This window comes from Streptomyces sp. NPDC048417 (assembly GCF_040651615.1).
In the GTDB taxonomy this organism is placed as follows: domain Bacteria; phylum Actinomycetota; class Actinomycetes; order Streptomycetales; family Streptomycetaceae; genus Streptomyces.
Map to the genome: position 1 here is coordinate 20,169 of NZ_JBEZKI010000033.1, position 19,993 is coordinate 40,161.

At 72.0% G+C, this 19,993-nt stretch carries 18 protein-coding genes; 8 read left to right on the forward strand and 10 right to left on the reverse strand.

Features of this window, described 5'->3' with window-relative positions; all coding sequences use genetic code 11:
- Position 1: 1 nt before the first annotated feature.
- The 4 genes from AB0D59_RS40055 to AB0D59_RS40070 all read left to right on the forward strand — a co-directional run bounded on the left by AB0D59_RS40055 (position 2) and on the right by AB0D59_RS40070 (position 4,260).
- Positions 2–1,042, forward strand: a complete 1,041-nt coding sequence (locus AB0D59_RS40055) for a TauD/TfdA family dioxygenase (RefSeq protein WP_362576088.1) — start codon at positions 2–4, stop codon at positions 1,040–1,042.
- Positions 1,043–1,342: 300 nt separating this feature from the next.
- A complete protein-coding gene (gene leuC, locus AB0D59_RS40060) occupies positions 1,343–2,743 on the forward strand; it encodes a 3-isopropylmalate dehydratase large subunit (protein WP_362576090.1) in 1,401 nt (466 codons plus the stop codon).
- 15 nt (positions 2,744–2,758) lie between these two features.
- Complete coding sequence (gene leuD, locus AB0D59_RS40065) at positions 2,759–3,367, forward strand: 3-isopropylmalate dehydratase small subunit (RefSeq protein ID WP_362576092.1); 609 nt, start codon at positions 2,759–2,761, stop codon at positions 3,365–3,367.
- Complete coding sequence (locus tag AB0D59_RS40070; RefSeq protein WP_362576094.1) at positions 3,364–4,260, forward strand: LysR substrate-binding domain-containing protein; 897 nt, start codon at positions 3,364–3,366, stop codon at positions 4,258–4,260. Before leuD ends, AB0D59_RS40070 begins: the two co-directional genes overlap by 4 nt.
- A gap of 46 nt (positions 4,261–4,306) precedes the next feature.
- On the opposite strand, the gene AB0D59_RS40075 is transcribed toward AB0D59_RS40070, so the two are convergent.
- Entirely contained in the window at positions 4,307–4,717 is a 411-nt protein-coding gene (locus AB0D59_RS40075) for a cupin domain-containing protein (RefSeq protein WP_362576096.1), read from the reverse strand.
- Positions 4,718–4,774: 57 nt separating this feature from the next.
- Positions 4,775–6,643, reverse strand: coding sequence for an FAD/NAD(P)-binding protein (locus AB0D59_RS40080; protein ID WP_362576097.1), 1,869 nt, complete (start codon positions 6,641–6,643; stop codon positions 4,775–4,777).
- A 141-nt stretch (positions 6,644–6,784) separates the two neighbouring features.
- On the opposite strand from AB0D59_RS40080, the gene AB0D59_RS40085 reads away from it, so the two are divergent.
- Together AB0D59_RS40085 and AB0D59_RS40090 are read left to right on the forward strand one after the other, a co-directional pair.
- Positions 6,785–7,441 (forward strand): isochorismatase family cysteine hydrolase, encoded by a 657-nt coding sequence (locus AB0D59_RS40085; protein ID WP_362576099.1) that lies wholly within the window; start codon positions 6,785–6,787, stop codon positions 7,439–7,441.
- Positions 7,438–8,619, forward strand: a complete 1,182-nt coding sequence (locus AB0D59_RS40090; protein ID WP_362576101.1) for a pyridoxal phosphate-dependent aminotransferase — start codon at positions 7,438–7,440, stop codon at positions 8,617–8,619. Before AB0D59_RS40085 ends, AB0D59_RS40090 begins: the two co-directional genes overlap by 4 nt.
- Before the next feature lie 22 nt (positions 8,620–8,641).
- Here AB0D59_RS40090 and AB0D59_RS40095 read toward each other — a convergent pair whose 3' ends face one another.
- Positions 8,642–10,117 carry an MFS transporter gene (locus AB0D59_RS40095; protein ID WP_362576103.1) on the reverse strand — a complete coding sequence of 492 codons (1,476 nt, stop codon included), beginning with the start codon at positions 10,115–10,117 and terminating at the stop codon, positions 8,642–8,644.
- A 64-nt stretch (positions 10,118–10,181) separates the two neighbouring features.
- On the opposite strand from AB0D59_RS40095, the gene AB0D59_RS40100 reads away from it, so the two are divergent.
- Both AB0D59_RS40100 and AB0D59_RS40105 read left to right on the forward strand, forming a co-directional pair.
- A complete protein-coding gene (locus AB0D59_RS40100) occupies positions 10,182–11,021 on the forward strand; it encodes a winged helix-turn-helix domain-containing protein (RefSeq protein WP_362576105.1) in 840 nt (279 codons plus the stop codon).
- Between the two features lie 113 nt (positions 11,022–11,134).
- Positions 11,135–12,142 carry a TauD/TfdA family dioxygenase gene (locus tag AB0D59_RS40105; protein ID WP_362576107.1) on the forward strand — a complete coding sequence of 336 codons (1,008 nt, stop codon included), beginning with the start codon at positions 11,135–11,137 and terminating at the stop codon, positions 12,140–12,142.
- Between the two features lie 31 nt (positions 12,143–12,173).
- On the opposite strand, the gene AB0D59_RS40110 is transcribed toward AB0D59_RS40105, so the two are convergent.
- From AB0D59_RS40110 to AB0D59_RS40140, 7 genes are all read right to left on the reverse strand, one after another.
- On the reverse strand, positions 12,174–12,899 hold the full coding sequence (locus AB0D59_RS40110; protein ID WP_362576263.1) for a response regulator transcription factor: 726 nt from the start codon (positions 12,897–12,899) through the stop codon (positions 12,174–12,176).
- A gap of 92 nt (positions 12,900–12,991) precedes the next feature.
- Positions 12,992–14,146, reverse strand: a complete 1,155-nt coding sequence (locus AB0D59_RS40115) for a pyruvate carboxyltransferase (protein ID WP_362576109.1) — start codon at positions 14,144–14,146, stop codon at positions 12,992–12,994.
- Between the two features lie 405 nt (positions 14,147–14,551).
- Positions 14,552–15,535 (reverse strand): enolase C-terminal domain-like protein, encoded by a 984-nt coding sequence (locus AB0D59_RS40120; protein WP_362576111.1) that lies wholly within the window; start codon positions 15,533–15,535, stop codon positions 14,552–14,554.
- Between the two features lie 480 nt (positions 15,536–16,015).
- On the reverse strand, positions 16,016–17,002 hold the full coding sequence (locus AB0D59_RS40125) for a LuxR C-terminal-related transcriptional regulator (protein WP_362576113.1): 987 nt from the start codon (positions 17,000–17,002) through the stop codon (positions 16,016–16,018).
- A 158-nt stretch (positions 17,003–17,160) separates the two neighbouring features.
- Entirely contained in the window at positions 17,161–17,844 is a 684-nt protein-coding gene (locus AB0D59_RS40130) for an HAD-IB family hydrolase (RefSeq protein WP_362576115.1), read from the reverse strand.
- The gene (locus AB0D59_RS40135; RefSeq protein ID WP_362576117.1) at positions 17,841–18,956 is read right to left on the reverse strand and encodes an oxidoreductase; all 1,116 of its coding nucleotides are present in this window, start codon (positions 18,954–18,956) and stop codon (positions 17,841–17,843) included. The genes AB0D59_RS40130 and AB0D59_RS40135 overlap by 4 nt, the downstream gene beginning before the upstream one ends.
- The gene (locus AB0D59_RS40140) at positions 18,950–19,933 is read right to left on the reverse strand and encodes a ScbA/BarX family gamma-butyrolactone biosynthesis protein (RefSeq protein ID WP_362576119.1); all 984 of its coding nucleotides are present in this window, start codon (positions 19,931–19,933) and stop codon (positions 18,950–18,952) included. The genes AB0D59_RS40135 and AB0D59_RS40140 overlap by 7 nt, the downstream gene beginning before the upstream one ends.
- Positions 19,934–19,993: the final 60 nt, after the last annotated feature.

The following is a 19,993-nucleotide window of genomic DNA, read 5'->3' on the forward strand; positions in this document are numbered from 1 at the left end:
CATGACCGCCACCACCGACCACGGAGTGCCCGCCACGGCCGGCGTCGCCATGCCGACCTTCAGTGAGATCGCCCTGCCCGACGCGGTACGGGACGCGCTCGGCGAACAGCTGCGCGGCCTGCCGGATCCGAACATCGACATCGACCGCTCGTCCGCCCGGCTGCTGCAGATCTTCGCGACGCTGCCGACCGACCTGCTGCAACAGGTCATGGACTTCGGCCGGCACATCGACACGCCAGGTGTCAGCCTCGTCAGCAACCTCCCGGTGGATCCGGTGATGCCGGACACACCGTCCGACGGCGGGCCCAGCACCGAGAAGCGGTCGTTCGTCGCCGAGGGGGTGCTGCTCGGGCTGAGCGGTCTGCTCGGGGAGCCGATGGGGGTGCTGACGGAGAAGGCGGGGCAGCTGATCCACGACGTCATCCCCGTCGCGGGGGGTTCACGGACCCAGACGAACCAGGGTTCGGAGGTCTTCCTCAATTTCCACAGCGACATCATGTACGACGTGATCGGCCGCTACGACGTCGCCAACCCCGACTTCCTGGTGCTGTCCTGCCTGCGTGCCGACCACGAGGGCATCGCCGGCACCTACTACGCCGATGCCCGCGACGTGTCGGCGGCGCTCGCCCCCGAGGTCCTGGAGACGCTGCGCAGTCCGCTGTTCCGGCTCAACGCCCCGGGCAGCTACGTCCGTGACGTCGCCGGCGGCCTGGATGTGCTGTCGGAACCGGTGCCGCTGATCAGCGGTCACACCGACTATCCCGAGATCGCGATCTCCGCCAACGGGGTGCACCCGCTGACCAGCGGCGCCCGCGCGGCGATGGACACCCTGCAGACGGTGTGCGGCGAGGTCGCGCACAGTGTCCGGTTGCGTCCCGGGCAGGCGCTGCTGATCAACAACCGCAAGGGGGTGCACGCGCGGTCCACGTTCACCGCCCGCTACGACGGCGCGGACCGCTGGCTGCAGCGGACCTACGTGCGCCGCAGCCTGTGGAACGTGCGCTACCGGGTCACCGAGGACAACCGCCGGGTGCACTACTGACCGGCCGCCCCACGCCATCGCACCGATCCGGTGGCGCGCCGGGCTCCCCTGAGAACCCCGTGTCACGCCGAGCGACCCTCGGCGCGGCACGGGGTTTTCGCGTGCCCGGGTCCGCCATCGGCCGGCGGGGCTCGTGCGCCCCCGTGGTCGGCGGCCGGGGCGGGCCACGGTCCTCGCGAGGGCACCGAATGGCCTGGACCGGTCAGGCCCCTCGTGGCCAGCCGCAGGCCGGTGCCTGCGGGGTCCACGCGCCCGATGATCGACGTGTCGGCAGCAACCCGCAACGACGTGAGGGAGACCATGGGCAGGACCTTGGCGCAGAAGACGTGGGACGCCCATGTCGTGCGGCGCTCCAGTGGCGGCGACGATCTGATGTACATCGATCTGCAGCTGCTGCACGAGGTGAACACGCCCCAGGCGTTCGACCGGCTGCGTGCGGCGGGCCGTACCGTGCGCCGGCCGGACCTGACGGTGGGCACCGAGGACCACAACACGCCGACGCTGGCTCTGGACCGGGTCATCAAGGACCGTGAGGGCCGCCGGCAGGCGGAGCTGATGCGCTCCAACTGTGCCGAGTTCGGGATTCCGCTGCACCGCTTCGGGGACCGGGACCAGGGCATCGTGCATGTCATCGCGCCCGAGCTGGGTCTGGTGCGGCCGGGGATGACGATCGTGTGCTGCGACTCGCACACCACCACTCTCGGCGCCTTCGGTGCTCTGGCGTTCGGCATCGGGTCCAGTCAGGTCGAGCACGTGCTGGCCACCCAGACGCTGCCGATGCGGCCGCCGAAGCAGATGTCCGTGACCGTGGACAGCGTCCTTCCGGCGGGGGTGAGCGCCAAGGACCTGGTGCTCGCGCTGATCGCCCAGGTGGGCACGGCCGGCGGGCAGGGGCACGTCATCGAATACCGCGGTGAGGGTGTGCGGGCGCTGTCGATGGAAGCGCGGATGACGCTGTGCAACATGTCGGTGGAGGCCGGGTCGCGTGCCGGGATGGTCGCCCCGGACGAGACGACCTTCGCCTACCTTGCCCGCTGCCCGGGGATGCCGCGCGGCGCCGACTGGGAGCGCGAGGTCGCCCACTGGCGCAGCCTGGCCGGTGACGACGACGCCGTCTTCGACAAGGCCGTCACCCTGGACGCGCGCACCCTGAGTCCGCATGTGTCGTGGGGCACCAATCCCGCGCAGAGCGTTCCGCTGGACGGACGGGTGCCCGCGCCCGCCGACTTCGCCCCGGGCGCGCAGCGCGACGCGGCGGAACGCGCGCTGGCCTACATGGATCTGACGCCGGGGACGGCGCTGCGGGACGTCGCGGTGGACACCGTCTTCCTCGGGTCGTGCACCAACAGCCGCATCGAGGATCTGCGGGCCGCCGCGGACGTGCTGCGAGGCCGCAAGGTCGCGGACGGCCTGCACATGATGATCGTGCCCGGGTCGGCGCGGGTGCGGCGACAGGCCGTCGAAGAAGGCCTGGACCGGGTGTTCGCGGAGGCGGGCGCCGACTTCCGGGCGGGCGCGGGCTGTTCGATGTGCGCGGCTCTCAACGAGGACCGGCTGCTGCCGGGGCAGCGCGCCGCCTCGACCAACAACCGCAACTTCGAGGGCCGGCAGGGCCGCGGATCGCGCACCCACATCGTGTCGCCGGCGGTGGCCGCGGCCACCGCGGTCACCGGATGCCTGTCCTCGCCCGCCGATCTGTGAGACGAAAGGCCCGTCATGGAGAAGTTCACCGTGCACACCGGTACGGCCGTCCCGTTGCGCCGCACCGACGTCGACACCGACCAGATCATTCCCGTGCGGTTCTGTGCGAGCACCCGCCGCACCGGGCACGCGGACGCGCTGTTCGCCGACTGGCGGGCCGAGCCCGGCTTCGTCCTGGACCGGCCCGAGCGGGCGGGCGCCAGTGTCCTGGTGGCCGGTCAGGACTTCGGCACGGGTTCGTCGCGCGAGTACGCGGTATGGGCTTTGCAGGACTTCGGATTCCGGGCCGTCCTCGCCCCTCGCTTCGGTGACATCTTCCGCGGCAACGCGCTGATGAACGGCCTGCTCGCGGTCGTCGTCCCGGCCGAGGTGGTGGAGCGGCTGTGGGAGCTGACGGAGGGTGATCCGCAGGTCGCGGTCACGGTCGACCTGGAGCGCCGGGAAGTGCGGTGCGCCGGTCTCGTCCAGGCCTTCGACATCGACCCGGACGTCCGGTCCAGGCTGCTGGGCGGCCTCGACGGCATCGCCGACACCCTGCGGTACGAGGCGGAGATCGCCCGCTACGAGGCCGGGCGCCGCCCCGCGCTGCCGGCGACGCGCGCTCCTGTGACGGTGGCGTCGTGAAGCTCAACCAGTGCGCCGCGTTCGTCGCGATCGCCGACACCGGCACCTTCACCAACGCCGCCCGTGCGCTGGGCGTCAGTCAGTCCGCCGTCAGTCACGCCATCGCCGGTCTGGAGACCGAGCTGGGGGTGACCCTGATGGTGCGGGACCGCTCCGGTGTGGAGCTCACCGATGCCGGGCGCCGTGCCCTGGAGCCCGCGCGGGGGGTGGTGGCGCAGGTGGACCGGGTGCGGCGGGCGGTGCGCGGAACGGACGCCGAACCCGAGGGCACCTTGCGGATAGGCACCAGTCAGAGCTTCGCGGCACGGCTGCTTCCGGCGTTGCTGTCCGAGCTGCATATGCGCTATCCGCGGCTGCGGATCGAGCTGCGGGAGGGCGGCGACGCGCAGATCGCCCAGTGGCTGCGCGGACGTGGCGTCGATCTGGGCATCGTGTCGCTGCCCAAGCGGGGTCTGGTCACGGCGCCGCTGTTGCAGGACGAGATGTTCGCGGTGCTTCCGGAGCACCATCCACTGGCCGCCCAGCGGGAGTTGCGCATCGGTGAGCTGGCCGGAGAGCCGTTTCTGATGCCGGTCGGCGGGGTCGAGACGATGGTGCGTGCCGCGTTCCGTACGGCTGGCCTCGAGCCCGAGGTCAGCCATCAGGTGCGGGACATCAACGCGCTGCTCGCGATGGTCGCCGCCGGGCTCGGCATGACGGTCATTCCCTGGCTGGCCCTGCCGCCGGCACTGCCGGAGGTGCGGCTGGTGCCGCTGTCCCCGGCGGTCGTGCGGCATCTGGGCATCGGTACGCGTCCGGGCGTCGAGGGGTCCCCGGTGGTGGGGGCCTTCGTGCACGCGGCCCGGTCCCTGGCGCTGCGCAGTGACTGGAGGAGGCTTCCCGTTGCTGTGTAGCCGGGGTGCCCGTAGGAGGCGGTCTTCTGGGCCGACGGGCCGGGGGTCAGGTCACGAGGCGGGTCGGCGCGTGCCGGACGCCGAGCACGGTGCAGCCGGTCTCCGTGCTGACCTGGTGGACGCTGCCGGGCTGCTCGATGACGAGGTCGCCGGGGCGGTAGCGGTCGCCGTTGTCGTTGAGGAGCTCCCCCTCCAGGACGAGAATGAGCTCGTAGCCGAGGTGTTCGTGCAGGTCGCCGTGGGCGCCGGGGGCCATGCGGGTGATCATCGCGGCGCCCGGGTCGGCGCCGTCGGTCAGGTAGAGGCGGTGCAGGTCGACGCCGACGCGACCGGGTTCCTCCCAGCGCTCCCAGGGCAGGGCGTCCAGCCCGACGGGGTCGAAGATGTCGCGCAGGACGGTCACTTGGCGTTTCTGGGGCGAGGCGGTGGGGGCGGCGGGGCGGGTGACGACGGACATCGGTGTGCTCGCTTTCCGGGGGCGGGGCGTGGGACAGGGGCTGGTTCGTCGTGCGGGTCAGCCGGTTCGGGCCGGGAGCGGGGGCGTGGGAGCCATGGCCGGCGCGGTGACGTCCGCGGCGATGGCGTCCGCGTTCTGGACGAAGTCCGTCCAGAAGCCGGGTCTGCTGCTGCCGCCCTGCATGAACCAGCGGGTGTGCTCGCTGGGGATGCCGAGGACGTACAGGCCGCGGTCGGGCCGGCCGGTGTGGTCCACGGGGTGGAAGGGGGCGCCGGTCACGGCGACGCCGCCGGTGTCGAAGCGGTCTCCGTCCGTGCCGTGGTTGACGTACGACGTCCAGATGCCCTTGTCGCGCAGGCTGCGCGTGAGGGGGTGGGGGTCGAGACGTATGTCGGGCGTGGGGACGCGGGCGTCGACGACGGTGTCCACAAGGACCTCGGAGCCGCCCACGTAGGGCGAGTGGACCGCGAAGCGTCCCGAGGGGTGCGGGCGGATGCGGGTGTCGGGGCCGGCCACGCGCAGGACGCCGCAGCGCAGCAGGGCGTCGACCTGCCGCAGCCGCCTGCGCGGTGGCCCCGCGGCGAGGAAGGAGCTGCGCGGGACGTACCAGCCGAGGAACTCCTCTCGGTGCGAGACGGGAGTCAGGCCCGCGAAGTCGACGAGCGAGCGGATCACGGCACGGGAGTCGCGGATGACGTCGAGGGCGGCCTTGAGCGGGTCGTCGACGTTGCCGGCGTCGGCGTGCACCAGGTCCTGGGCCACCGCGTCGGTCAGGGCCCGGGTGAACTCCTCGGGTCCGGCGAAGTGCCGGCCGGCGAAGGGGCGGGCCTGGGCGTCCAGGTCGATACGGGGGACGTCGGCGAGGCCGTATCCGGCGGCGACGGCAGGGACGTCGGGTACGCCGCTCTCGGCGGCGGCGACGACCTCCGCCTCGAACGCGGCGGCCTTCCCCGGCTCCCCGCGGGCGGTCAGGGTCGTGGCGTAGTAGACGAGTTCGGCCTCGGCGAGCAGCCACGGCAGGGCGTGTTCGGCGAAGGAGAGCGCACCGTGGCGGCCGCGGGCCAGGATGCGTTCGGTGGTGAACAGCACGTGGTGGTGACGGTGGTCGTGGTGTTTCTGGTTGCGTCCGCGGGCGGGCAGTGGCATCCCGCTGCGGGAGCCGGCCACGATGACGGGTTCGCTGCCGCTGGGCCGGTAGACGAGCCGGCCGGCGTCCTCGTCGTAGTGTCCGCCGCGGCCCTCGGTGAGCGCGGCCATCACGTCGTAGAAGGACAGGCCGAGTCCGAGGACGCCGACGGCCGACCCGGCGGGTATCTCGTCCAGGGGCATGTCGGCGGCGCTGTCCCCCGCGATGTGGCGCAGGCCGGGATGGCGGGCGGCGTGGGCGGCGAGGCGGCGCTGGTTGCCGGTGAGTTCGGGGCGGGTGTGTCCGGTGGTCAGCACGACGCGGTCGGCGGTGAGGTGGGTGCCGCCCCGCAGGGTGAGCCGGTATCCGTCGCCGGTGCGCTGGAGCGCGTCCACCGTCGCGTGCACGGGAATCAGCCGCACGCTTTCGGGGAGATTCTTTCCGATCGCGTCGAGAAGAAACTGCATATAGCGTCCGTGGAGGGCGCGCGGTGCATAACTGTTGGGCCCTGGGTATTCCGGGTCGACGGAACTCCACCACTGGGCGAGCGAAGGGCCGGCACCGGGTCTGGCGGGGCCGCCGTCGGGAGGACCGGAGAACGCGGAGACCTCGTCGGCGACGGTGTTCATCAGGAACCATCGTGGCTGGTCGGTGCGCCAGATGCGGCCGGTGCCGACCCGGTGGGAGTCGATGAGATAGATCTCCACGGCCTCGTGGACCGGACCGTCGGCGAGGCGCGCCGCCATGCGTTCGAGGACGGAGACTCCACGCGGACCACTGCCGACGATTGCCACCTTCATGTGTACCCCTTCCGGGAATCGGATTTCCGTCCTCTTGCATTTCGAAGGTAGGAGTTTCGACACCCGGGTTCAACACTGATTCATTGATTCATTGCATGAGTGTTTCTCATGCAATTCACGAGCGGAAGGAAAGAGAAGAAAATGGACTGGGCTGGGACACCGCAGCGGGGCCCGGGCGAGCGCCCCGCGCTGCTCGTACTGGACCTCATCAACGAGATCGTCCATCCGAACGGCAAGTACGCGGCAGACGGTTACGGCGCGCAAGCGCGTGAGCGGGGTGTCCTGGCCAGGGCCGCCGACGCGATCCGGCGGGCCCGCGCCGCGGACATACCGGTGATCTACGTCGTCGTCGGCTTCTCCCCCGGGTACCCGGAGTGGCCGGCCGGGTCCCCGGTCTTCGAGAAGGCGAAGGACGACGGCCGTCTGGTCCTGGGTTCCTGGGCGACGCGGGTGCACGACACACTCGCGCCGCGGCCCGGGGAACCGGTGGTCGTCAAACACCGCATCAGCCCGTTCCACGGCACGAACCTGGAGGTGCTGTTGCGCACGGCGGGCATCGACACACTGCTGCTCACCGGCGTCTCCACGGAGCTGGTGGTGCTCACCACCGCGCAGGCCGCCCATGACCGGGACTACCGCGTGCGGGTCCTCGAGGACGCGACTTTGGCGGGCGACGCCGATATCCACGAAGCCGCGCTGAAGATCCTGTCCCGGATCTCGACGGTCACCACGGTCGCCGAGGCGCTGCCCGCCGCCCGGCCGGTCTCCGCCGCCGAGCGACAGGGCGCCCGGTCATGAGGGCCCGAGCCGCGGCCCGTTTCCACGCCGTCGAGGAGTCGGCGACGTACGCGGTCTTCGACATGGTGGCGCGGATGCGCGCGCAGGGCTTGGAGGTGGTGGACCTGGGCGGCGGTGAGCCGGACTTCGACACCGCCGGCCATGTCGTGGACGAGGCGGTCGACGCGCTGCGCGACGGTTTCACGCACTACACGCCGAGCCGCGGGCTGCCCGCGCTGCTTCGAGCAGTCTCGGCGAAGCTGGCCGGGGACAACGGGATCGCGGCGGACGCGGCCACCGACATCGTCGTCACGCCGTCGGCGAAGCACGCCCTGTTCGCCGCGCTGGTGACGGTGCTCGATCCCGGCGACGAGCTGCTCGTGCCGACGCCGAGCTGGGTCAGCTACACGGAGATGGCGCGGCTGATCGGCGCGCGGCCCGTGCAGGTCGCCCTCGACGGCGCGGACAGCTTCCGCATCACGGCGGAACTGCTGGAGCGGCACGTCTCCCCGCGGACGAAGGCGCTGCTGGTCAACTCGCCTAACAATCCCACCGGCCGGTCGCTGACCGCCGAGGAGGCGGCCGTGATCGCCCGGTTCGCGCAGGAGCACGACGTCCTGCTGATCTCGGACGAGATCTACGAGAAGATCCTCTACGACGGCCGCGCCCATCTCAGCCTGGCCGCGCAGCCGGGTTGCGCCGAACGCACCATCACGGTGAACGGCTTCTCCAAGGGCTACGCGATGACCGGCTGGCGCCTGGGCTACGCGGCCGGGCCCACCGATCTGATGGCGCAACTGCTGAAGGTGCAGCAGCACACGGTGGGCTGCACGGCGTCGTTCGTGCAGCGGGGCGGAATCGCCGCGCTGACCGGCTCGCAGGAGCCGGTCGAGTGGATGACCGCGCAGTACGCGGCCCGCCGGGATCTCATCGTGCAGGGGCTGAACTCGCTGCCGGGGGTGTCCTGTTCGCCGCCCGATGGCGCGTTCTACGCCTTCGCCGACATACGCGGCACGGGGTTCGCGGACTCGGCGTCGTTCGCGCGGTGGCTGCTGCGGGAGGCGGGAGTGGCGGTGATGCCGGGCTCGGCGTTCGGGCCGGGCGGTGAGGGCTTCGTCCGGTTGTCGTTCGCGACGTCGCCGAAGGTGCTGCAGGCGGCGCTGGACGGCATGGCGCGGGCGCTGGCCGGCCGGGGCTGACGGCCTGCGCGCAGGCCGCGGGTCACGTGGTGCGTCCGGAAGCACGACGCCGGACGCCCACGGCCAGCACGGCGCCGACGGCGAACGCCGCCGCCGCGATGCCCGCCGACAGACGCAGCCCCGAGGTGAAGTCCCCCGCCGCGGCGGCGAGCGTGCCGAACAGGGCCACCCCGACGGCGCTGCCGACCTGACGGGCGACGTTGAAGACGGCGGAGGCGACGCCCGCGCCGGAGACGGGAGCGGTCTCGATGATGGCGGCGGTGGCGGCGAGGGCGGTCATGGTCTGACCCAGCCCGGTGGCGATCAGGGCGAACAGCAGGACCGGGTACGGAGTGTCGGGCCGGGCGGTCAGCCAGCCGAGGAAGCCCACGGCGCCCAGGGCGAGCCCGCCGGCCATCGGGACGTAGGGGCCGGTGCGGGCGGCCAGGCGGCTGAAGAGCGGGGCCGCGACGAGCCCCATGCACACCGACGGCAGCAGGGCCAGGCCGGTGGCCAGGACCGTGAAGCCGCGCTCCTGCTGGAAGTAGAGCGTGGTCAGGAAGAGCATGCCGTAGTAGCCGAGGCTGATCAGCAGGCCGATCGCGGCGGTCGCGGTGAAGGCTCCCGAGCGGAACAGAGACGGCGGCAGCAGTGGCGCACGGCGGCCGCGTCCGGCCCGTTCGCGTGCTTCCAGGGTGCGTTCGACCAGCGCGAAGGCGGTCAGGCAGGCCGTGCCCGTCCCGAACGCCGCCAGGACCAGCGGGGAGGTCCAGCCGTGTGAGCCGGCCTCGTTGAGGCCTCCGGCCAGGGCGACGAGGCCGACGATGCCGAGCACCTGGCCGGCCGGGTCCATGCGGCGGACGGGCGTCTTGCGGGCGGTGGCCGGGACGTGGCGGAGGGTCAGGGCGACGGCGAGCGCGGCGACCGGCAGGTTCAGCCAGAACACGGAGCGCCAGTCGAGCCCGGAGACGAGAAGGCCGCCCACCGCGGGCCCGGCGCCGAACGCGATCGACGCGACGGCTCCCCACACGGCGATGGCCCGGGCCCGCACCGCGCGATCGGGGTAGGTGGCCTGCAGCAGCGCGAGCGAGGCGGGCACGAGCAGGGCGGCGCCGGCGCCCTGGGCGAGGCGTCCGGCGATCAGGGTGCCGGAGGCGCCGGCCAGGCCGCAGACCAGGGAGGCCGCGGTGAAGACGCCGAGCCCGGTGAGGAACATGCGGCGGTGGCCGAGCCGGTCGGCGAGCCCGCCGCCCAGGAGCAGCAGCCCGGCGAAGACGGTGCTGTAGCCGTCGACGATCCACTGGAGGGCCGAGGGCGCGGTGTCGAGGGCGGTGCGGATGTCGGGGACGGCGACGTTGACGACGGTGACGTCCAGCATCACCAGGAAGTAGCCGAGGCTGAGGGCGATCAGCGGGGGCAGGAAGAGGGCGGGCCGGCCGGCCGGGGCGGGCGAGGAGACGGCAGCGGCGCGCGGTGCGACGGCCCGCCCGTCTTCGGGAGTGAGGTCGGTGGTGGTCATGGCACCAGCTTCGACGCCGGATACTTCGCCACACGACGAAGTGTCGTTGTCGTACGGTGGTGTCATGCCGAACACCAGCCGTACCACGGGGACGTCCGCCCGCGGCGCGGGCGCGTCACGGCGCCCGGGCCCCGCATCCGATGAACACCCCGGTGCGCCGCTCAAGCACCAGACCGACATCGCCCGCGCCGCGGCCCTCATCGCCGATCCCTCGCGCGCCCGCATCCTGAAGTGCCTGGCCGACGGCCGCGCCCTGCCGGCGAGCGCGTTGGCCGGTGAGGCGGGGATCACCGCCGCCACGGCCAGCGCGCACCTCGCCAAGCTGGTCGAGGGAGAGTTCGTCACCGTCGAGGCGCGGGGCCGGCACCGCTACTACCGACTGTTCGGGCCGGACGTGAGCGCCGCGCTGGAGGCCCTTGCCCTGATCGCCCCGCCGCTGGCCATCACGTCCCTCAAGCAGAGCAGTCGCACCAACGCCCTGCACCGCTCCCGCACCTGCTACGACCATCTGGCCGGACGGCTCGGCGTCGCCCTGATGCAGTCACTGCTCGACCTCGGGGTGCTCACCGGCCACGACGGCATCCACCGGCCCGCCGAGGCCGTACGGGACCGGCCGTCGTCGTACGGCCGCGACATCGTCTACGAACTCTCCGACGAGGGCCCGTCGATCCTCGCCGAACTGGGTGTGGACACAAGCCGTTTGCCACCGCGCCGGCCTGCGGTCCGCTACTGCGTCGACTGGAGCGAGCACCAGCACCACCTCGCGGGCGGGCTCGGCGCGGCCCTCACGGCGCGTCTGTTCGACCTCGGCTGGGTGCGCTGGGGCGCAGCGCCGCGCGTGGTGCACCTGACGGACGAGGGCGCCGTCGGCCTGGAGCGGACTCTGGGGCTCGTGGTCGGGTGAGCGGGCCCGGCCTCCACTTCGGTGGAGGCGCGGTACGACATCGGCGGACGCGGTGGACGGAGCCTCCTCCGAAGGCCGATGTGCGGCTGCGGCGCGGCGGCGAGGCTCGGGGTATGGAACCCATCTACGAGCTGTCCGGGCCCGAGCGCGAGCAACTGACCGCGGTGCTGCGCTCCGTGGCCAAGAACCCGTACGAGGACTACGAGGGCTTCTCGCGTGCCGTCGGCGACCTGATCGCACGGGGCGAGGTGCCCGCCTTCTTCGCCGACGTCTGTGCCCGCATCCACCACGACCGGACGACGGGCGCCTCCGACGCGCACGTGCTGCGCAACTGCCCGCTGGACGAGGACATCCCGCTGCTGGACCTGGACGACCCGGTCGCGGACAAGCACGCGCGGAAGAAGACGTTCATCGGCGAGGCGTTCCTGGAGCTCTTCGCCCAGCTGGTGAAGACGCCGCTGCTGTCCTACGCCACCCGTTTCAACGGGGACTTCTTCACCGACGTCGTCGCCATCAACCGCTACAGCGGGATGCAGACGGGATTCAGCGACAGCGAACTCGTCTACCACAACGACCGCACGGCCCATCCCGTGCGGGCGGACTTCATCTCGCTGCTCGGCATGTACTGCCCCGAAGGCGAGTTCATCTACACCGGGTTCGTCGACGGTCGTGACCTGCTCGCGCATCTGACGGACGAGGAACAGCGACAGCTCAGGACGGCCCAGTTCGTCACGCCGTTCGACGTGTTCTCGCGGGACAACAACAAGGAACTGACCGTTTCCGAGGTCCACCCGATCCTGGAGAACCACCACAGCTTCCGCTACCTGGACACGTGCACGACGGCCGCGCCGGGCGCTCCCGAGTCCGCGAAGGACGCGCTGCTGGCGCTCAAGGACGCGCTGGTGCGCGCGGACAAGACCCGTCACCGCATCCGGACCGGTGACCTGTTCGTCTTCGCCAACCAGGACGGGCTGCACAGCCGCGACAAGATGGAGATCAACGATGCGGCGCGGGCGCGGCAGCGCTGGCTGTTGAAGACGTACGCCTTCCGCGACGAGGCCGCCGCCGAGCGGCACGCGGACCGCTGGCTGGACGGGGCGCGCGGACGCGTGGGCGACTGACGTCCCGGGCGCGCCGGTCCACGTCGCGCCTTCACGACCAGGGTGGGCGGTCCTCGTCGAGCGCTTGGCGCATCAGCAGGACCGCCTCCAGGCGGTTGCGCACGGACAGTTTCGTCAGCGCGTGAGACACATGGCTCTTGACGGTCGCCGGCGTGACCTTCAGCCGCCGGGCCGCCTCGCGTGTGGACATGCCCTCCGCGAGCACCGTGAGCACCTGGCGCTCACGTTCGGTCAGGGAGCGCAGACGCAGGCCGACCGAGCGGTCGCCGCGCGGGCGCGCGGGAGCGGTCGTGGTCGCGCGACCCGCCGGCGGGCACAGGCCCACCAACTCCGGCGACACCACGACGTATCCGACGGCCACCGCCCGCACGGCGGCCGCGAGCCGTCCGATCGCGGCGTCCTTGACCAGTACCCCCGCGCAGCCCGCGGCCAGCGCGTCCCCGACGGTGCGCGCCGTCCACCGCGTGTCGAGGAGCACGACGCGCACCCCCTTGTGCACCAGGTCCGGCACGAGGGAGGCCGGCCGGGGCCGGAAGGCGTCGGCGAGCACGACGACGTCCACTCCGTCCAGGGGCCAGCGATGCAGCGGCCGGCCGCTGTCGGCGGTGCCCAGCACCCTGATCCGGTCGGCTCCGTCCAATGCCCCCGCCAGAACGTGCCGGGACACCGGATCGGCGTCGGCGAGCAGGACGCTGACGTCGGAGGCCTCCGGCTCGTACAGCAGGACGCGGCCGTTCTCGGTGCCGCGCACGGTCATCTCCACGCGCTGTCTCCTTTCTCACTGGACAGCCTGCGCCACGGACAGGCGGACCGGGGCCGGCGTGCGGCGGGCCCCGGTCCGTGCGTCGCTCAGGCGACGGCCGGCTGCCGTGTCGTCAGTTCGCGGGCCAGTCGGGCCTTGACGACGGAGATGTCCTCGCAGTCGCCGCCGGTGCGCTCGGCGATGTGCGTCCGGTAGAGCCCGGCCAGGTCCTCCTCGCTCACGGCGAGCCCGAGTTCGTCGAGGATGTGCCGCAGCACGGCCCGGCCCGAGTGCCGTCCGATCAGCAGGGACCGCTCACGGCCGAAGCGGGCGGGCTCCACGTACTCGTACGTCGCCGGGTTGCGCAGCATGCCCTGCTGGTGGATGCCGGCCGCCGTACCGAAGGCGTAGGTGCCGAATATCGCCTTGTTGCGGGGCTCCTCCAGTCCGATCGCCGCCCGCAGCGCCGTGTACGCCTCGTACATGGCGGCCACGTCGATGTCGGTGTGCAGACCGAGCAGAGCTCCCTTGTAGGTCAGCAGCGCGGCCACTTCCTCGAGCGGGGTGTTGCCCGCGCGTTCGCCGACGCCACCGAGCGTGACCTGCACCTCGTCGGCGCCGGCCGTCAGGCCCGCGACGGCGTTGGCGAGGGAGAGCCCGAAGTCGTCGTGGCAGTGGGTGGCGACGCGGACGCCGTCGGGGAGCCAGGAGCGGAACTCGGTGATCAGCGCCCCGTACTCCTGGGGGAGGTGGCATCCGGAGGTGTCGGCGACGGCGAAGCACACGGCCCCCGCCTCGACGGCGCCCAGGGCGATGGCGCGCAGCAGGTCCAGTTCGCCACGGCTGGCGTCCTCGATGCCGACGGACACCTCCTCGACACCGAGGGCGTAGGCGTGGGCGACGGTGTCGGCGACCTCGTGGACGGCCTGGTCGCGGCTGATGCCCCGTTTGTGGGCGAGGTGCAGGTCGCTGCCCGTGGCCATGACCTGCACCTGGTGGCGCTCGGTGCCGCCCGCCTTTACGGCCGTGTCCACGTCGGACCGTACGGCCCGGCAGAACGTGGTGAAACGCGCGGAGGTCAGGTTCCGGGAAATGAGCCGGGTGGCCTGGAACTCGCTGGGCGAGGAGGCGGGGAACCCGGATTCGATGTAATCGGCACCGAGTGCTTCTATGCGCAGTGCTATATCGAGTTTCTGACGTGGGGTCATCGCGTTTCCGGGTGCCTGCTCACCGTCGCGGAGGGTGGTGTCGAAAATAGACACCCGGCGTGATTCCCTTTTCGCTGACATCGTGTCCTCTTCCTCGCCCGATGCTGCTCGCGCAGCGCAACACCGGTGAGGCTAGGCGGATTCGTTGCCGTCGAGGGCCGGTTGCGCTGGCCTCTGGGGGCCATGACCCGTATGAGTCGTGCAGGCCGCCGGGAATCACCGGAACGGTGGCCCGTGGCCGGTTCGGGCCACGTCACTTCTGGGTCAGCTCCACCGCTTGCCGGGGGGTGGAGGTGGAATGCGAAAGTTTTGGCGAAGGCGCTGCAACGCGTCCGGACTTCTCGAACGAAGGGGCATCCCTGATGCGTAATTCCATGACCGAACCGACTGCCTTTGCCATCCGTTGCCTCAGCGACGACGATCTGATCTGGGATTGAGGAGCGGCCCGCGGGTGAGGGTCTATCCCCACAGCGCAGGGGAGGGCGGGACCAGCATCCCACCCTCCCCTTGCAGTGTCGGAGCACCCGCTCCGGAGGCGTCCAGCCACCGCGGCAGGGTGACGTGGTCGGCGCCCGGCGCCGCGTGCAGCGCGGGCGCGCAGGACAGGGCGGTCGCCGGGGGCGAGTCGAGCAGCACCGCAAGGCCCCGCTGTCCGGCCTGTTCCATGATGCCCAGGGCCGCCGTCAGGCCGCCCACGGCGTCGAGTGAGAGGTTGATGCCGTCGTAGCGGTCCCCGAGGCGCCCCAGGTCGGTGCTCTGCTCGTAGGTCAGGTCCGCGATGATCGGGAAGGGGCGCGGCAGTGTGGCGAGAGCCGCGGACCGGTCCTGCGGCAGTGGCTGTTCGAGCATGCGTACGCCGTGGGCGTGGAGGATCGGCAGCATCACGTGGAGCCGGTCGGCGTCCCAGGCCCCGTCGGCGTCGACCATCAGCCAGGCGTCGGGCCGCAGCCGGCGTACAGCCGTCAGCCGGGCGAGGTCGTCGTCGAGGTCGCCCGCGCCGAGCTTGAGCTTGAGGGAGGCGAAGTCCTCACCGTCCTTCAGCTCCTGCTCCAGCAGCTCGGTCGCCACCGGGGAAACCGTGCGGACGGCGGGCACCGGTCGTGGCGGAGGCATGCCCAGCAGCTCCCAGGCGCGCTGTCCGCTGCGCTTGGCGAGCAAGTCCCAAAGGGCGGAGTCGAGGGCGCTGCGCAGGGGGCCCGGCAACAACAGCCCGGGCAGTTGGACGGGACTGATCATCCGCTCCAGGCCGTCCCTGGCGGAGGCGAACTGGTCGCGCAGGACGTCCGGTCCGTGTGTGTCCAGCGCGGGCTGGAGGGCCGCCTCGCCTTGTCCGGTGCTGCCCGCGTTGCGCACCGTCACACGCAGTACGGCCCACCCGCCCGCGCCCGGTTCGGCACCCGCGGGGGACAGTCTGGCGGGCAGGACGGCACCCCGGACCTGCATCGGGGTACCCGTAAGGGATCGGAGGAGTGCGGGGTCGAACACGAGGGCTCCTGACTCGCGGGCGTTCAGCCGGAACCCCATCGTGTGAGCGGCAGCGGTGGGCCGCCAGACAGCAGGCGCGGCACCCTGCGGCGTGGCCGGTAGCGGACAGGGCGACCCGGGCAGGATGCGGAGCCGCGCGGCGGGGCGCGGTGCGGCGCAGGAGTGAGCGGCGCGGGCCGGGTGGAGGTCGCCTGATCGGTGCCGGTGAGCGGGGTGATGGGGGTCCCCCCGCTCGAGCGAAGCCGAGAGTGGGGGAGCGTGCAGCTGCAAGGCGGAGGAGGGCGTCGACGCGATGGGGCTCCCCCGCTCGAGCGAGCCGAGAGTGGGGCAGTCGGCAACCGACGACAACGCCGCTGGGGTCCCTCTCCAGGGATGGGGTGTCCCCTCTGGGGGAGCGTGCCACACCCCGCGTCTGCGCCGTGATCGACCGGACAGGTCCTAGTCGAGAAGTCCCGTCCTCGCGGCCGTGACCCCTGCCTGGAAGCGGCTCGCCACGCCGAGCTGGGCCATCAGGTCGGCCATCACGCGACGCAACGTCCTTACAGAGACGCCGAGTTCACGGGCGATGGATTCATCCTTGCGTCCGGTGGACATCAGCCGCAGCACGCACAGCTGCTGGGAGGTGAGCCCGGATTCCTTGCCGGCGCCGGTGTCCTCCAGAGGCACCGAGGAGGCCCAGCACATCTCGAAGACCTTGACCAGCAGGGCGGTGACGGCCTCGCCGCGCAGCACCATCATGGCGTTGCCGGCGTTGGTGTGGAGCGCGGGTACCAGGGCCTGCACCCGGTCGACCAGGATGAAACGGAACGGCACGATGTTGGCGATCCGGACCTGGGCGCCCGCGGAGCTCAGTTCCTGCAGATGGTTCATCGAGTGGACGATGCGGGTCATCGGCCGCAGGTGGATGCTGCGCATGGTCACACCGCGTTCCAGGACCTGCAGGTCGCGCAGCAGCCCCTCGGCGAGCACCTCCGACGGCCGGACGGGACCGGGGTGCATGCTCAGGATCTCCGAGGTCGCGATGTCGGCGGTGTCGCCGAGCACTCGCGCGATCCGGTCGGCGCCGGTGATCACTTCGTCGCTGAGCGTGCCGCTGCGGGCGACGTGCAGCGGCAGGAACACGTCGCGCATCGCGTGGATCTGCTCGCGGGTGCGGCGGATCTGGTCGGTCAGGCGGGCGGTGGCCTCCTCCTCGGCGGTGAGCAGCCGCAGCAGCGCGGCCTCGGGAGCGGTGGCCTTGGCGGTCGGTTCGCCGTCGGACGATTCGACGAGCAGGCCCAGGCCGATCAGTTGGCGGCGGGCGCGCTCGATCTCGTCGACGGTGGTGTCGAGTTGCTCGCAGGCGCTGCGGACGGTCCAGTCGCTGCGGGCCGAGGCGTACTGGAAGAGTCTCAGGGCCTGCGGCCCGATGCTCGGTGCGCTCATGTCCGTCTGCTGCCTTCCTACAACGGATGTACTGGGGCTGGGGATGCCGATGGCGGGTCGTCGTCTCTGCTCCTGGCCAACAAAAAACCCTCCCGAAGGTATGTTTTGCTCACGTGTCCCGCCCCGGACGGCCCTCGGCCAACCGGGGAGGGAACGACTCAGCTCACTTGCAGCAGCGCACTCCGCTCGAAGCGCGGACCCGTCCGGGTGCCGAGGAAGTGCCAGCCCTGCGCCACGCCCCGGGCAGCGAGGACCGGGTCGTAGCCGACCACCACGGGATGGCCCACCAGGGACAGCAACGGCAGATCGCTTTCATGGTCGCTGTAGGCCCAGCAGTCCCGCGCACGGACGCCGAGCCGGCGGATGAGGGCAGCCGCGGCGTCCTGCTTGGCCGCTCCGATCATCGGCCGGCGGACCTCACCGGTCAGCACCCCGGCGGCGTCGGCGAGTTGCTCGGTGGCCAGCACATGGCGCACGCCGAGGTCCTCGGCGACCGGCCGGGCCAGAGCCACCGCCGAGCCGGTCACGAGGACGACCTCGTCACCCTCGCCCTGGTGGCGGCGCAGGGCATCCAGGGTCTCGGTCAGATAGGCGTGCGGACCGCTCCTGAACTGGGCGTACCACTGGCGGGCCGCCTCGTCGAACGACGAGCGGCGCGCTCCGGCGAAATGCGCGAAGTAGGCACGGTTCAGCGTCTCCCGGTCGGCGCCGGCGGTGCGCAGGACGCCCGGCGTCCGCCCCTCCCCCACGAGCCGAGCGACATGCGCATGCCAGAACTCGGGCAGGGTCTTGCCCGCGAGCAGGGTCTCGTCCACGTCGAAGAAGGCGATGCGCCGGGTCATCGGGCCTCCTCCCCCGCTCGCGCCTCCAGCAGAGCGTTGGCGTAACTGGTCGCCGCCGAAGTGAAGTTGAGGGTGCCGTGGGTGCGTGCCGCGGTGATGTCGCGCCAGCGGCGCTGGAGTGCGTCGTCCTCCTCCAGTGCGCGCAGCCCCGCCGTACGGAAGAGCTCGTCGACGGCCGCGCCGCACAGCTCCACGGCCACGGTGACGTCCCGCTGGTTCTCGGCGACGAGAACGGGCGTCACGGGCGCGTGGTCGGCGCGCTGCGCGACCCGCTCGAGGAGCAGTCGCGCGGCCTGGATGTGAGCCGACGCCCTGGCCAGCACCAGCGGCTGGACGGCGGTGCCGCCGTCGGGGCGCACTCGCTGAGTCTGCGTCTCCCACCAGGTGCGCAGCGCTCCCTCAGCGGCTCCGAGCACCGGCGCCGCGAAGATGAGGGTGGCCACCAGGGAGAACGGCACGGTGTGGCAGCGGGCGGCGTGCGGCTGAACGCGCCCGAGGTCGCTCAGCGTGAAGGTGAGGTGGTCGGGGACCAGGACGTCGCCCTCCACGGTGTTGCTGCCGGTGCCGCGCAGTCCCACAGGGCGCCAGGTGTGCAGCACCTTCATCTCCGAGCGCCGCACGGCGAAGATCCGGTGCTCCCGCGTCTCGCCCGCAGGGTCGCCGTGCTGCGCGGCCCAGGAGGCGAGCAGCATCCACTCTGCCTGGTCGACACCGCTGGCCGTGGCCCACCTGCCGGTCAGCCGCCAGCCGCCGTCCACCCGGACGGCGCAGCCCTGCGGCGGCACGACGGACGCGGCCACCCGCACGTCGGGACCCTCGCCCCAGATCGCGCGCTGTCCGGCCTCGGGGAGATAGCCGGCGAGCCTGCCGTGTGCCGCGTACAGCGCGGCGCACCAGGCGGTGGACGCGCAGGTCTCGGCCAGCTCGGAGACTGCGTCCAGGAGTGCGGTGAAGGTACCGGCGCCGCCGTTCCAGCGCTCGGGCACGAAGTGCCGGGCGAATCCGTTCTCGACCAGGGAGTCCGCCAACCGGTCGGTGAGCCGGCACGTCTCGTCCAGGACGATGCGGTCCTCGCGGGCGGTGTCCAGCGTCTTGCCCAGGTCACTCAGCACGCGGCAGCACCGACCCCGGCAAGGAGGCCGCCGAGCGGGGAGGCGGCGGCGCGGGCGGCCAGCGCGGTGGCCAGGGTGCGCGTGCCCTGGCGGGCCGCGAGCAGGTAGGCGCCGGCGCCCTCGGGCTCCGCGGTGATGGTGACGGGCTGCCCGAGTTCGCCGAACGAGAGGAACGACGCCTGCAGGGAGTCGATGGCCCAGGCGCCCGGGGTGTCCTGGGCGGCGCGCACGAGGGCGGCCTGCCGGAACCCCTCGACGATCACCATCCCCGGGATGTGGTCACTGGCATGGTCGAAGAGTGCGGGGTGTCCCGTGTCCGGTCTGAGCTGCCATCCGGCCGACGCGTCACCCAGGCTCGCGAGCAGCACGGCGTCGTCGCGGTCACGGCCGACGGCGGCCGGCGAAAGGGTCCGCGCCTCGACGGTGAGGTCGGTGACGTCGAACGGGGCCGCCGCGGCGGCGCTGCGGCTGCGCACGAGGGCGTACTGCGCAGGCGGGAGCGCGTCCCAGCGCATACTCGCCCGGCCCACCGTGCGGCCGTCGATCAGGAGGTCTGCCTCGGACGTCAGACGGAAGCGTCGCGGGCTGCCGGGTACGCGGCGCACGGTGACGTGGAAGGAGACGTCGGCCCCGTCGCCGCTGTCGCGCAGCGGCGCGTCGAGGTGGAAGTCGAAGCCGTGCAGGACGAACATGTGGTCCGCCGGGACACCGTGGAAGCGGTGCGAGAGGCAGATCCCCGCCTGACGCATCGTCTCGACGACGACCAGGGAGTCCCGGGTCCCGTCGGCGGCGCGGTGGTGCAGGAGATGGTCGTGCGGCCAGCGCACGAGGACCGCGAAGCGATCCCCGCCCAGCGGGCGAACGGCCGATAACAGGACTTCCCGGTCCGCGGCCTTGTGTACCAGAGCGCGCGGAACTTGTGCATCGGCACAGTGCCCGGCGGTCGTGTCGCCGGGCGCTATGTCGGTGTCATTCATGATTGTCCCCCTCCGGAAGTGGCCATGCCGCAAACGCGGTGACCTTGCGTGGTGGTTGGT